The organism is Marinobacter sp. LQ44 (assembly GCF_001447155.2).
Classification (GTDB): domain Bacteria; phylum Pseudomonadota; class Gammaproteobacteria; order Pseudomonadales; family Oleiphilaceae; genus Marinobacter.
In genome coordinates this window covers 1,653,722-1,666,948 of the sequence record NZ_CP014754.1, presented here as the reverse complement: position 1 = coordinate 1,666,948, position 13,227 = coordinate 1,653,722, and the positions used below count along the sequence as shown (strand labels likewise).

Annotated in this window: 13 protein-coding genes and 1 other RNA gene; 7 read left to right on the top strand and 7 right to left on the bottom strand. The window is 57.2% G+C overall.

What is annotated here, in order from left to right; translation table 11 throughout:
• The first annotated feature begins 13 nt into the window (after positions 1 to 13).
• Positions 14 to 877, top strand: coding sequence for a hypothetical protein (locus ASQ50_RS07830; RefSeq protein ID WP_058092527.1), 864 nt, complete (start codon positions 14 to 16; stop codon positions 875 to 877).
• On the opposite strand, the gene ASQ50_RS07825 is transcribed toward ASQ50_RS07830, so the two are convergent.
• The 5 genes from ASQ50_RS07825 to smpB form a co-directional block, all read right to left on the bottom strand.
• Complete coding sequence (locus tag ASQ50_RS07825; RefSeq protein ID WP_058092528.1) at positions 874 to 1,761, bottom strand: chemotaxis protein; 888 nt, start codon at positions 1,759 to 1,761, stop codon at positions 874 to 876. The genes ASQ50_RS07830 and ASQ50_RS07825 overlap by 4 nt on opposite strands.
• 154 nt (positions 1,762 to 1,915) lie before the next feature.
• On the bottom strand, positions 1,916 to 2,512 hold the full coding sequence (locus ASQ50_RS07820) for an exopolysaccharide biosynthesis protein (RefSeq protein WP_058092529.1): 597 nt from the start codon (positions 2,510 to 2,512) through the stop codon (positions 1,916 to 1,918).
• 143 nt (positions 2,513 to 2,655) lie between these two features.
• Positions 2,656 to 3,023, bottom strand: a transfer-messenger RNA (tmRNA) gene (gene ssrA, locus ASQ50_RS07815).
• 70 nt (positions 3,024 to 3,093) lie between these two features.
• Entirely contained in the window at positions 3,094 to 4,512 is a 1,419-nt protein-coding gene (locus tag ASQ50_RS07810) for a wax ester/triacylglycerol synthase family O-acyltransferase (RefSeq protein ID WP_058092530.1), read from the bottom strand.
• Positions 4,513 to 4,650: 138 nt separating this feature from the next.
• Positions 4,651 to 5,133, bottom strand: a complete 483-nt coding sequence (gene smpB, locus ASQ50_RS07805) for an SsrA-binding protein SmpB (RefSeq protein WP_058092531.1) — start codon at positions 5,131 to 5,133, stop codon at positions 4,651 to 4,653.
• Between the two features lie 181 nt (positions 5,134 to 5,314).
• Here smpB and ASQ50_RS07800 point away from each other — a divergent pair, with 181 nt between their 5' ends.
• The 3 genes from ASQ50_RS07800 to ASQ50_RS07790 are packed head-to-tail and all read left to right on the top strand — an operon-like array spanning position 5,315 to position 7,695.
• Positions 5,315 to 6,910 (top strand): sodium-dependent transporter, encoded by a 1,596-nt coding sequence (locus ASQ50_RS07800; protein ID WP_058092532.1) that lies wholly within the window; start codon positions 5,315 to 5,317, stop codon positions 6,908 to 6,910.
• 60 nt (positions 6,911 to 6,970) lie between these two features.
• On the top strand, positions 6,971 to 7,417 hold the full coding sequence (locus ASQ50_RS07795) for a type II toxin-antitoxin system RatA family toxin (protein WP_058092533.1): 447 nt from the start codon (positions 6,971 to 6,973) through the stop codon (positions 7,415 to 7,417).
• The gene (locus ASQ50_RS07790) at positions 7,417 to 7,695 is read left to right on the top strand and encodes an RnfH family protein (RefSeq protein ID WP_058092534.1); all 279 of its coding nucleotides are present in this window, start codon (positions 7,417 to 7,419) and stop codon (positions 7,693 to 7,695) included. Before ASQ50_RS07795 ends, ASQ50_RS07790 begins: the two co-directional genes overlap by 1 nt.
• 4 nt (positions 7,696 to 7,699) lie before the next feature.
• On the opposite strand, the gene ASQ50_RS07785 is transcribed toward ASQ50_RS07790, so the two are convergent.
• Complete coding sequence (locus ASQ50_RS07785) at positions 7,700 to 8,032, bottom strand: outer membrane protein assembly factor BamE (RefSeq protein ID WP_058092535.1); 333 nt, start codon at positions 8,030 to 8,032, stop codon at positions 7,700 to 7,702.
• Between the two features lie 122 nt (positions 8,033 to 8,154).
• Here ASQ50_RS07785 and fur point away from each other — a divergent pair, with 122 nt between their 5' ends.
• Positions 8,155 to 8,574 carry a ferric iron uptake transcriptional regulator gene (gene fur, locus ASQ50_RS07780; RefSeq protein WP_058092536.1) on the top strand — a complete coding sequence of 140 codons (420 nt, stop codon included), beginning with the start codon at positions 8,155 to 8,157 and terminating at the stop codon, positions 8,572 to 8,574.
• Between the two features lie 61 nt (positions 8,575 to 8,635).
• On the opposite strand, the gene recN is transcribed toward fur, so the two are convergent.
• Positions 8,636 to 10,315, bottom strand: coding sequence for a DNA repair protein RecN (gene recN, locus ASQ50_RS07775; protein WP_058092537.1), 1,680 nt, complete (start codon positions 10,313 to 10,315; stop codon positions 8,636 to 8,638).
• A gap of 263 nt (positions 10,316 to 10,578) precedes the next feature.
• On the opposite strand from recN, the gene grpE reads away from it, so the two are divergent.
• Both grpE and dnaK read left to right on the top strand, forming a co-directional pair.
• Complete coding sequence (grpE, locus tag ASQ50_RS07770) at positions 10,579 to 11,175, top strand: nucleotide exchange factor GrpE (protein ID WP_058092538.1); 597 nt, start codon at positions 10,579 to 10,581, stop codon at positions 11,173 to 11,175.
• Positions 11,176 to 11,267: 92 nt separating this feature from the next.
• A complete protein-coding gene (dnaK, locus tag ASQ50_RS07765; protein WP_058092539.1) occupies positions 11,268 to 13,193 on the top strand; it encodes a molecular chaperone DnaK in 1,926 nt (641 codons plus the stop codon).
• The last annotated feature ends 34 nt before the right edge of the window (positions 13,194 to 13,227 follow it).

Here is a 13,227-nt window from a genome sequence, read left to right as displayed (position 1 = left end):
AAGGTACTGATGAATGATTCGTCTTGGTGTTCGTGGGTTATTAATGGTGTTCGTTGCGTTGGCGATAATCGGCTGCAGCAAACCTGAAACACCTCAGGAAGTGGCAGCGGCCTTTTGGCAGGCCATGGCTGATAACGACGCAGGTGACGTGGTGAGATTCTCCACCCTGGACGACCCCCGCGACGTTGACGGCTACCAGCGAAGCTGGGCCAATGCCGTTCCCTCCTTTGGCAGGGTTGTTATCGATGAGCGTGAAGCAACCATCGTTACCCGCCTGCCGGCGGAGGAGCGCTCCGGCGGAGAACGTCTTGAGCTGACCACCTATCTGGTGCGGCAGCAGGACCAGTGGCTTGTCGATTACCAGCGCACAGGGGAGGCCATACTGAACCCGTCCCCATTCAGTAACATCATGGGTGAGCTGAGCCGGCTGGGGCAGAGGCTCAGTGCGACCTTCTCTTCGTCAAGCAGCGAGCTTGAAGAGAAGATGGAGCAGTTGGCCAGAGACCTGGAAACCTACTCTGACGAGATGAGCCGAAGGGCTGAGAGCGCGATGGAGGATTTCGCCCGGCGGTTGCAGGAGTCCATGCGCGCCCTTGAGCATTCGCTGGACGAGGCACTGGAAGATGGTCAACCTGAACCCGCCGAAGACCGCGCCATCATGGAGCAGACCGCGCGGGACCTCAGGCGCCAGGCAGACGAATTGAGCGAGCCCACCATGGAGGCCCTGGCCAACGCCAGCCGCACTGTTGCGGAAACCGCTGAGCGCTTCAGCCGGCTCAGCCGGGAAACACTCAACCGATATCAGGAAGAGCTGAACGAAAAACTCGCGGAAATGCGGGCCGATGCCGAAGCCTTCATCGAAGACATTCGGCCTTAACTGGCTTGCTCAGCTCCTCTGAGCATCGCCTGCAATAACTCCTCGGCGTCAAACTTGGTGAGTGCTTCGTTGGCACCCACCTGATTGGCGTAGCTCAGGCTCATCTCGCTGTTCAGGGACGTGTGCAAAATAATGTATGGCTGTTTGAGGGCGTTATTGTCGCGAACATTGAACGTCAGTTCATAGCCATCCAGCCCCGGCATTTCGATATCGCTGACCAGAATGTCGATTGGAGTACCTCGCTCATCCTGACTGAGCAGCACCTGCAGGGCATCGTCACCATTAGCGGTCACATGGTAGGTGATGTCTTTGCTGTCCAACACATCGCTGAGCTGCTTGCGCGCGACCTGTGAATCATCCACCAGCAGAATGTTCAGGGACCGCAGGGTTTCGCTCTGAATGTCTGACAGCGCCACATCGCCGGTGTCCAGGGACTCTGGGTACACCTTCGCCAGCAGCAGCTCCACATCCAAAAGCTGAATGATGTCGCCTTCCACATCCAGCAGGCCCGTGATGAAGGCATTGGTACCCAGAGCCTTGGGTGGCGGCATCACGCTTTTCCAGTCGGTCTCGATAATCTGCTGAACGCTGCGCACCAGAAAGCCGATCTCCTGGCGCTGAATGTCGGTCACGATAATGGAGCCCTTGGCCTGCTCCTCTTTTGTCAGTGCCGGATAACCAACCGCAGCCGACATATCAATAACCGGAACCGCCGACCCCCGGAACGTAGCGGTGCCAATGACGGCGTGATGACTATGGGGCAACTTGGTCAGCCGTTGAAAGGGCAGGATTTCCCGAATCTTGAGCGTACCCAGACCAAAAAGGCGCGATCCGAAAAGGCGGAACAGCAGGAGTTTCTGGGACTGCTTCGCTTTGCTGGACATGCATGCATCCTTACAGACAAAAATGCTCCCGAGTTGGAGCGCCAAACGATAACCTGTCTTTATAGTAGCAGTTTTCCCAGCACGGGCAGGTGAGGGTAATTGTATCAATTGGTGACAAGCTGGTGATCACGACAGAGGGCCGACGGACGCCGTTTCAAACGGGCAGATTGGTCAGCACAAACCAGGCGGTACCGCCAGTGAAGGCCAGTGCCAGCAGAGCGAGAAGGCCGTCCCGGGCAATAATCGACAGCCCGAACGCCATCAGCGCCAGCCCGGCGCCATTGGCACTGAACGGGATGAATTCCATTAGCGGCATGGCCAGCGACACCAACATGCACACCACTGCCATGGCCAGCTGCCCTGGGCCGCGCACCAGGAAGCTCAGCCGCCGGCGAGTCCAGTCATCCAGCTTGCGTGCGGGCCTATCCATCCAGTCCAGCCCCTCGAACAGTTTGTCCCGTGATATCCGCCGTTCTGAAAGCCGCGCTGGAATCCAGATGCTCTCCCGCTGAAACAGCAACTGCCCCAGCGTTAGCAGTACCAGAAGCCCCAGCAGCGTGGGAACACCCGGAATATCGCCAATCAACGGCGCCAGTGTGATAAGCCCGGCAACCAGCACCACCGGACCAAAAGAACGCTCGCCTGCAGCTGACAGCAAGTCACCCACGGACACCTCGTCCATCTCGCGTGTGTGGTCGCGGATACGGGCGATGAGTTCCTGCAGGTTGTCTGGGTCGTTGGGTTGGTTCATAGCGTTGGTTGTGTGGCTTGGAATGACACGACCATAACGGGAATGAGCGAGGATTGCATGACGGATTGGTGAAGGGTTGGCAAGGGGCGGGGGTGTGAAAACGAAAAAAAGCCCCTGAAATCAGGGGCCTTTCTCTTGGAAGTTGGTGGAGACGGCGGGAATTGAACCCGCGTCCGCCAGCACTAGGCCTTGAGATCTACATGCTTAGTGTCCTTCTATTGATTTAACCTCAAGCGACCCGAAGGCCAGGGTGCAAGAGGCGAGCTCTTTAAATCTTAGCCTTTAGCCAGTGAGCTCTGGTTAAAGGAGCAGCCTATTAGCGATGACGTCCTGGGATGTTGCTACCGGGTTATAGGCATCCCGGCCAGGACGACTGGCAGGCCCTTAGGCCGCCAGTGCGTAGTTTTCGTCGTTTGCGACTATTGCGTTGCAGCTTTGGATTAACGAGATTGGCTGCCATCTCGACATGCACCCAAGGGTTCGCCACCAGCGTCGAAGCCATGTCGTCCCCTTATGATCAGTATATGTGTCCGGTTTGCCGGACTTCAAGGCTTGTTTGTCACTATTTGTACTTATCCTGTTCACGAGGCCTGTGCAATGTGCAGGCCATGGGCGTGAGACATGGCCGCGTCGTACAGGTGCTGGAAGCTGTCCCGGAAGTAGTTCATTACTGCTTGCGGGTCGGCCTGTATGCCCTTGTCGACGGTGATGCCGAACTGGACGGTGTCGGCGTAACTGAAAATGCTCATGCCAATGCCGATGTTGCCGCTCTGGGGCACCCAGAACATGGGTTGCACCAGTTTGCTGCCGGCCAGGTAAACCGGATGCCGTGGGCCGGGCACGTTGGTCAGTACTGCAGAGGCCTTGTTACTGAGCAGGTCCAGGGCCCGACGCTCAAGAATATCCGGGCCCCGGCCAAACAGGTCCAACAGGCTGTAGGTTACCTGAGCCTGGTAGGACTGTTTGAGCCTGTTCATGTTTTCCTGCACCTGGCGGAAGCACATCAACGGGTCATGGACTTCCACGGGCAGGCATACCAGAACCAGGCCAAACTGGTTGCCCAATGATTCTATGGGTTGGTCCAGGGGCCGAAGGTTGAACGGCACTGCAACGCGAATACCGCAATCGGGTATGGTTTGCTTGTGTTCGGTAAAGTGCCGGCTCAGGGCCCCGGTGGCGGCGCACAGCAATACGTCGTTGACCGTTCCACCCAGGGTCCTGGCGCAGTGTTTTACGTCATCCAGGGCCAGGGGCTCCGCCCAGGCCACTTTCTTGCGGCCTACCAACTGGCTCTTCAGGCTGGTTTTCGGCTCAAACGGGGCCAGCCCGAGTTTCGCCAGGTCCATGGCGATGCCGCCGGCGGTCCGCGCCAGTTTCAGGGTGTAATTGGGCTCTTGCCGAACGGAATCCAGGAACAGTTGCGCCTGTTGCCAGCCGGCCTGGCTGCTGTCCACCAAACGGTGCAAAAACCGCGTGGCAGCGTTGCCCTGGGGTTTGGGAATGGCGACTTTCTTGGCGATGCGTTCCAGTTTTGGTTCTGGTGTCCGGTCGGTGAGCGATAGCAGAACCCGAACCAGTGAAATGCCATCGGCAATACAGTGGTGAATGCGGATCAGCAGGGCGCAGCCGCCGTTGAAGTTATCGATGTAGTGGATTTGCCAGAGTGGTCGGCGAAAGTCGAGTGCCGTGCTGTTGAAATCGCTGGCCAGTTCCTGCAGCTCTTTCTTGCTGGCTTGTCCTGGCAGTGCAATGCGGTGCAGGTGGTTGTCGAGATCAAAGTTGGGATCGTCTTCCCAGTAGCATTTGTCGCCCTTCTCAACCACCCGTTGGCGAAATCGCCTGAATCTCAGAAATCGTTCTTCGAGTGTGCGTTTTAGCCGTTTGATCGGAATCGGTTGCTCAAACATCAGCACCGCGGAGATCATCATGGGATTCTCCGGGGTGTCCATACGCAGCCAGGATCGGTCGACTGACGTCATTGCAGTCCGTTCAGATGACATAAGCCCTCCCTTTGCTGTTTGCCAACTAACAGGGGCTCCAGGTACTGCCTGTGGGGACGGAGCAGGTGTGAACACCTGAGTATAGGAGGGATTCCGAGGCCGGGAAAGAGGCGGTAAAAGCGACAGTGCCAGCGAGGCTCAGGTATTGGCCTCGCGCATGATTCTCTGTTTCTGGCGGTTCCAGTCACGCTCTTTTTCGGTGGCACGCTTGTCGAACAGCTTCTTGCCTTTCACCAGGGCAATTTCGCATTTCACTTTATTGCCTTTCCAGTACAGGGCGAGCGGTATGCAGGTATGCCCGGCCTGGTTGACCTGGCCGATGATCTTGGCAATTTCCTTTGCGTGCAGCAGCAATTTGCGGGTACGGGTCGGATCGGCGATCACATGGGTGGAGGCGGTGTTGAGCGGCGTGATATGAGCGCCCAACAACCAGGCTTCGCCATTTTTCAGAAGTACGTAGGCGTCCACCAGCTGAGCCTTGCCGGCTCGCAGTGATTTCACTTCCCAGCCCAGCAGGGCAAGGCCGGCTTCAAAGCGTTCTTCAATATGATATTCGTGCTTTGCCTTTTTGTTCAGGGCAATGGTATTGCTGGTTGGTCCGTTTGCTTTCTTCTTGCTCATGAATCCTGTCCGGGAACGGAAGAATGTGTGTGCCGGCCGGGTGACTGTTGGCCGGTAAATCGGACATTGTAGCCCAGGGCTGCCAGACGGGTCACGATTTCACCGCTGGGCTTGTAGATCCAGTCGTTCCGGGATGCCGCCTTCGGCTACAATGGGGCGCATTTGACTGTCAGGGATCGCCATGGCGAACAAGTATCACACGTCCATCGGGTCATTTACCCGAAAATCCACGTTTTTTTGGGCCTCGGTGGGCGCTACCGTGGGCCTGGCCAATCTGTGGCAGTTTCCATACCTTGCCAGTATTCACGGTGGCGGGTTGTTCATCTTTCTGTATCTCGCCTGCCTGCTGCTGGTAACCCTGCCGCTGATGGTGACTGAGGCGGTGCTTGGGCGGCACTCACGCCATGGCATTGTACTGGCGATGGACGGCATGGTGAAAGACGCAGGCTGTTCGCCGCTGTGGCGCCTGGCCGGCCCCTTGAGTGTGCTTGCCGCGTTCCTGGTGTTGTCATTCACGGCGGTGTTCGGTGGCATCGTGCTGGCCTATGTCTTCTTTGGGGCAGCAGACAGTTTCAGGGCAGCGACGCCCGAGGCGGCGACCGGTATCCTGACGGATCTGGTGTCCAGGCCGGGTGGGCATCGGGAGTTTATGGCCTGGCACGCGTTCTTCATGGTTCTCGTGGTCTGGGTATCGGCCCAGGGCGTTGTGAAGGGGTTGGAGCGATCGCTGCGATTTCTGGTGCCCGCAGCGTTGCTGCTGATGCTGGGGTTATTTGCCTTGTCGGCCAGTCATGGGCGGCTGGATTCGGGTATTGAACACATCCTGGCGCTGCGGCCAGACAACGTTGATTTAAATAGCGTCAAGGCGGCCTTTTTTCACGCTTTCTATACCCTCGGCCTTGGGATGGGGGTGTGGGCGATCTTCGGCGCTTACAGCACGTCACATACCCGGTTGAAGCGGTCATTGCTGGCGGTGGTGTTGATGGACACTCTGGTGGCCATCCTGGCGGGGCTGATGATGTTCTCGGTGGCGCTGGATGGTGCCAGTCTTGATGGTGAGCGAGGCTTCGGGCTGTTGTTTGTCTCCCTGCCGGTCACGCTGGCCCAGTTGCCCCACAGTCAGTTGATCATTGCGGCGGTGTTCCTGCTGGTGCTCATGATCGTGTGGGCGACCGCCATATCGCTGTTGGAGCCTGTGGTGGGCTGGTTTCGTGAGTGGACTGGCGCACCCAGAGGGTGGTCTGCGGTTATTGCCGGTGTTGCCGTGTGGGCTGCCGGCCTGGGTTCGCTATTCTCCTTCAATCTCTGGGCGGACTACCGGTTTGCCGGTGCCACCCTGTTCCGATGGCTGGAGCTGACGACGGGCGGCATCCTGATTCCGCTGGTGGCCTTGCTGATTGCCACCTTTGCCGGTTGGTGCCTGACCCGGCGCTATGCCGCAAGGATTCTTGGTAACACCCCGGTGGCTATTCGCAAGATCTGGTATTGGGTTATGCGCCTTGTCCTGCCGGTTCTGGTGGCCTGGATTGGCATACAATACACAGTATTCTCGTTGTCAAACCTGTGTGATAACGGCAGCGCCGCCATTTGGTGCGCACAAGATGACGCGCCAAAAGAACCGATGCCTGCGACGGCAAACGATGACGGTGACGGTTTGCCCGTAAGCCCGCAAAGTGAGGGCCCGGGGCCAGAAGGTAACGCGTCTGGTCAGGGCGCAGAAAGCCAGCCGGCGGAAAACGCCCCCAACGGGGACGATATCCTTTATCATAGTGTGTAGTTGGCCTTCGCGGGCCAGTCAGGCTCTTTTGTTGTAAAAAACGCAGGAATCCCGGTTTTCATGGCGCATCAGATTGATAAGACCGCATTGGTCATGCACTCCGCAGAGCGCATGTTCCATCTGGTCAATGATATTGCACGGTATCCCGAGTTTCTGCCCTGGTGCGCCGGGGCAGAGGTGCACGAACAGACGGATGCAGAGATCATGGCGTCACTGGAGATTGCCAAGGGCGGTGTGCGCCATCGCCTGACCACGCGTAATCAGCTGTTGATGCCCGAGGCGATCGAGATGAGCCTGGTGGATGGTCCACTGAAAAATCTGCGGGGGCGGTGGCACTTCAAGGCGCTCAACGAGCAGGCCTGTAAGGTGATCCTGACCCTGGAGTTTGAGTTTTCGGGCTCACTGTCCCGAATGACTTTTGGTCCGGTGTTCAATCAGGCTGCCAATACCATGGTGGATGCGTTTTGCCGTCGGGCAGACCAGATTTATCAGGGAGGGACGGTTTGATGCAGGTAGAGGTAGCGTATGCCCGGCCAGACAAGCAGCAAATTGTGGCGATTGAAGTGCCTGAGGGAACCACGGCCATCGAGGCCGTGAAACTGTCTGGAATAACGGATATTTTCCCGGAAATCGATCCGGACGCAACGGATATGGGCGTGTTTGGCAAAGTCATTAAAGACCCCGCGGGCCATGAGCTGCGCGAGGGAGACCGGGTTGAACTATACCGACCGCTAAAGATAGATCCCAAGCAGGCCCGGCTGAACCGGGCCAAAAAGAAAGCCTGAACAATCAGTAAGCGGGCGTTTCTTCCAGCAGTCGTGCGTCGTAATGGCTGAACTCGTCGCCTTCGTAATAGACGATTATGCGCTGCTCCTGGATATCCCCACCCCGGCGCTGGAAGGTGTACACATAGTACTCGCGCGAGGGGTCCACCGGATTGAGCATCAGCGGCGACCCGAGAACCGCATGAACCTGACTGCGGGCCATGCCTTGCGAGAGGCTCTTGAGGTCGTCTTCGGTCACGATATTCCCCTGTTGCACGTTGATTTTGTAAACGCCAGGGAATGCGCAACCGGACAAGGATAAAATGCTAATAAGAACGATAGCGGTGAGCTTTTGCATCGCCGGGGGAAATCCTCTATCTTGAAATCGCCTGCATCAAGCAGGTGTGAAACGGGTAGTCCGTTGAACGGCGGCTTCATCATACCGGAAGCCGTAAGGCACACCAAAGAGTGAATAGTAACATGTCATCTGAAAACGCCGAATTACGAAAGGTCGGTTTGAAGGTTACTCTCCCGAGAGTCAAAATCTTCAATATTCTGGAGAACGCCGAAGAGCACCATCTGAGTGCCGAGGATGTTTACAAGAAGCTGCTGGATCAGGGAGATGACGTGGGGCTGGCAACCGTCTACCGGGTACTGACTCAGTTCGAGGCCGCAGGCCTGGTGTTGCGCCATAACTTTGAGGGTGGCCACGCCGTCTTCGAAATGGCGGGCGATGATCACCATGACCACATGGTATGCACGCAAACCGGGGAAGTGATCGAGTTTGTGGATGATATCATCGAAGAGCGCCAGCAGAAGATCGCCAAGGAGCACGGCTATGAGATCGTTGATCACAGCCTGATCCTCTACGTTAAGCCTTTGGGCTCTTCCAAGAAATAAGTCAAAAAAAAAGGGCCAGCAAGCGCCGGCCCCAACAGCTCTCCGAATCGAGAGGGGGGATTCAGTGATGGGTCGCCTGACCCTTAACGAACATCTCCCGGGCGTGGGCAATGGTGTGCTCTGTCATGTCTACGCCGCCCAGCATTCTTGCCACTTCGCTGATTCTTCCCTGGTCATCCAGCGTTTCAATGCGTGAATAGGTTGCGTCCTGTTCGGTGAATTTGCTGACGAACAGGTGCTGGTGGCACTGAGCTGCCACCTGGGGCAAATGAGTGACACACAGCACCTGGCCGTTGCTGCCCAGAGACCGGAGTAAACGCCCGACCACCTCGGCTGTGCCGCCGCCAATACCCACGTCCACTTCATCAAATACGAGGGTAGGGGTGGTTGAGGTCTGGGCGACCACTACCTGAATGGCAAGGCTGATCCGAGACAGTTCGCCCCCGGAGGCCACCTTGGCCAGTGGGCGTGCGGGTTGCCCCGGGTTGGCGCTGACCAGGAACTCGATATCTTCCATACCGTGGGGGGGCGGTTCGTCATTGCTGTTGCGGCCCAGTTTGGTAACAAACTGGACGGCCGGCATGCTCAGCTGTGCAAGCTCCTGAGCAATTCGCTGATCCAGTTCCGCCGCTGCCTGCTCCCGCTTGGCCGTTAATTGCCCGGCCAGTTCATCAAACCGTTTGCGCAGGGCTTGCTGCTCTGCCTCAAGCTGCTCGAGGCTGCCTTCGCCGCCGTCCAGTTCTTCCAGTTCGTTCGACAGGCGTTGGTGCAGTTCCGGCAATTCCTCCGGTGTGATGCGGTGCTTTCGAGCCATCTGATAAATGGCGCTCAGGCGTTCCTCGACCTCGGCCAGCCTTGCGGGGTCTGCTTCGTAGTCTTCAACAAAGTGCCGAAGGTTGTCCCCGGCTTCTGAAATCTGGATCTGTGCTTCGGTCAGCATCTGGATGGTGTCAGCCAGTGCCGGAACGTCCACTGGGAGTTGCTCCAGTTGCTGAAGTGCCTGACGCACCAGGTCGGCGGCACTGGTTTCGTCCTCAGTGCACAGCAGGGCAGCCTGATGGCTGCTATGCAGTACCGCATCGGCCTGGCTCAGCTGCGCTTGTTCCTGTTCAAGTGCTTCCTGTTCGCCATCGCCCAGGGCAAGCCGGTCCAGCTCTTCCGCCTGGTACCGGAGCAGTTGCAGTTTTGCCTCTGCCTCGTCGGCGTTCTGGCGCCGCTGTTCCAGCTTCTGACTGGTTCTATGCCAGGCTTTCCAGGCATCCCGGGTTTGCTCTGCCAGGTCTTCGGCGCCGGAGAATTCGTCCAGCAGCTTCCGATGAGTGTCTTTTTGCAGCAGTGACTGATGTTGGTGCTGGCTGTGAATATCCATCAGCAGGCCGCCAAGGTCCTTGAGTTGGGAGAGTGGGCAGGGCTGGCCATTAATAAAGGCTTTTGAACGACCATCTTTGTTGATGGTCCGGCGCAGGATGCAGTCGTCTTTGTCATCCAGTTCGTGTTCTTCCAGCCATTGTCGGGCAATCGGAATACGTGAGATGTCGAAGCTGGCGGTGATATCGGCTCGTTTTGCGCCGTGGCGCACGGCACCGGCATCCGCTCGGCCGCCCATGGCCAGGCTGAGCGCATCCAGAACAATGGATTTGCCAGCGCCGGTTTCACCGGTCAGGGCCGTCATGCCTTTGCTGAAATGCAGGTCGACCCGTTCAGCGATGGCGTAGTTGGAGACCATAAGTTGTGTGAGCATGCCGATAACCTCCGCTCAGGATTGGAGACTCTCTGAAAATTGTCTGAACACTGTTGATCTATACAGTTTCTGTGAATATATACAGGGTTTTTCCTGTTTGCAAACAATCGAATCGTGAAAATCTGAAAGAATGCATCGTTTGAGGTTGAAACCTGATGGGCGGGCCCCATATTCGTTCGCAAAGTCGTATTTTCCTGCCTGTGCAAGGCGGGGCTCATTTAGCCGCAGGCCCTCGGGCCCAGGGAAAGTCATCAGGAGTTGTCATGAGTGCTGACGATAAGCGTAACGAACAGGTAGACGAGCTGAACGAGGCGGTAAACGCCACAGAAGAGCAGGGCGAAGCAGAAACCGCCGGAGCTGAAGAAGGTTCCGAGTTGGAAATGCTGAAGGCGCAGTTGCAGGAATATCAGGACCAGGCGCTGAGAGCCCAGGCTGAGATGCAGAATGTGCGTCGTCGTGCCGAAATTGATGTGGAAAAGGCCCACAAGTTCGCCCTGGAAAAGTTCGTGAAAGAGCTCCTTCCGGTGGCGGACAGCCTTGAAAAGGCAGTGGAAAGTACTGAAGGTCATGAAAACGCCGGGGAGCTGGTTGGCTCCATTCGCGAAGGTGTGGAAATGACTTTGGGCCTGTTCATGAACGGCCTCAAGAAATTCAACGTTGAACAGGTGAACCCGGTGGGTGAACCGTTCGATCCGCAACAGCACGAGGCGATGTCTATGGTGCCCGCGCCAGATGCCGAGCCGAACAGTGTAGTTGCCGTGGTGCAGAAGGGCTACCTGCTGAACGGTCGCGTGGTTCGTCCCGCCATGGTGGTTGTGGCCAAGGCGGAAGGTGCACCAAAAATCGACGAGCAGGCTTGAAAAGCCGATTAAAGCGCCAATATAGCGATTAAACAGCGACAGTCAGGGCAAACCTCCCTGGGACAGCATTCAGAAAGATTTGGAGTGATTCGATGAGCAAGATTATTGGTATCGACCTGGGAACCACCAACTCCTGTGTGGCCATCATGGATGGCGACAAGGTAAAGGTTATTGAAAATGCTGAGGGTGATCGTACGACTCCCTCCATTATCGCGTACACCGACGATAACGAGACCCTGGTTGGTCAGTCCGCCAAGCGCCAGGCGGTCACCAACCCCCATAACACCCTGTACGCCATCAAGCGTCTGATCGGTCGTCGTTTTGAGGACGATGTGGTTCAGAAAGACATCAAGATGGTGCCTTACAAGATCACCAAGGCCGACAACGGCGACGCCTGGGTTGAAGTGAAGGGCCAGAAGATGGCACCGCCCCAGATCTCTGCAGAAGTTCTGAAGAAAATGAAGAAGACGGCAGAAGACTACCTGGGCGAGAAGGTAACGGAAGCAGTTATCACCGTGCCGGCTTACTTCAATGACAGCCAGCGCCAGGCCACCAAAGATGCGGGCAAGATCGCCGGTCTGGAAGTGAAGCGGATCATCAACGAGCCGACCGCGGCTGCCCTGGCCTATGGCCTGGACAAGAAGAGCGGTGACCGCACAGTTGCTGTATACGATCTGGGTGGTGGTACTTTCGACCTCTCCATTATTGAAATTGCCGATGTCGACGGCGAGCATCAGTTCGAGGTTCTGGCCACCAACGGTGACACCTTCCTGGGTGGTGAAGACTTCGACCTGAAAGTCATCGAGTACCTGGCAGACCAGTTCAAGAAAGACAGTGGCATCGACCTGCGCGGCGATTCCCTGGCCATGCAGCGCCTGAAGGAAGCCGGTGAGAAAGCGAAGATCGAGCTGTCCAGCAGCCAGCAGACAGACGTGAACCTGCCGTACATCACTGCAGACGCGTCTGGGCCCAAGCACATGAACGTGAAGCTGACTCGCGCCAAGCTGGAAAGCCTGGTGGAAGACCTGGTTCAGCGTAGCCTGGAGCCCTGTAAAGTCGCCCTGCAGGACGCCGGCATGAAGGCGTCTGAAATCGACGAGGTTATCCTGGTGGGTGGTCAGACCCGTATGCCGCTGGTGCAGGAAAAGGTAAAAGAGTTCTTCGGCAAAGAAGCCCGTAAAGACGTGAACCCGGACGAAGCCGTTGCCATGGGTGCTGCCATCCAGGCGGCTGTTCTTTCCGGTGACGTGAAAGACGTGCTGCTGCTGGACGTAACCCCGCTGACCCTGGGTATTGAAACCATGGGTGGCGTGGCAACGCCGCTGATCGACAAGAACACCACCATCCCGACCAAGAAGTCGCAGACGTTCTCAACAGCGGATGACAACCAGACGGCCGTAACCATTCACGTGGTTCAAGGTGAGCGTAAGCAGGCTTCCCAGAACAAGTCGCTGGGCCGCTTTGACCTGGCGGATATTCCGCCGGCGCCACGCGGTGTGCCGCAGATCGAAGTAACCTTCGATATCGATGCCAACGGTATCCTGAACGTGTCTGCCAAGGACAAGGCGACCGGCAAGGAGCAGTCCATCGTGATCAAGGCTTCTTCTGGCCTGAACGATGACGAGATCGAGAAGATGGTTCGTGATGCCGAGGCCAACGCCGAGGAAGATCGCAAGTTCGAAGAGCTGGTTCAGGTCCGCAACCAGGGTGATGCCATGGTTCACGCCGTGCGCAAGACGCTGACCGAAGCCGGCGACAAGGTTTCTGGCAGTGAAAAGGAGTCTATCGAGGCGGCCATCAAGGATCTGGAAGAAGCCCTGACCGGCTCTGACAAGGAAGCCATCGAAACCAAGACTCAGAAACTGACCGAAGTGTCTTCCGAGCTGGCACAGAAGATGTACGCGGATCAGGCAGACCAGGCGCAGCAGGCTGGCGGGCAGGAAGGTGCCCAGTCCCAGGCGGCTGACGATGCGGTGGACGCCGAGTTCGAAGAAGTCAAAGACGACGACAAGAAGTAAATCCTAAGTACATCAGGTAGTTGGAAAACGCGGG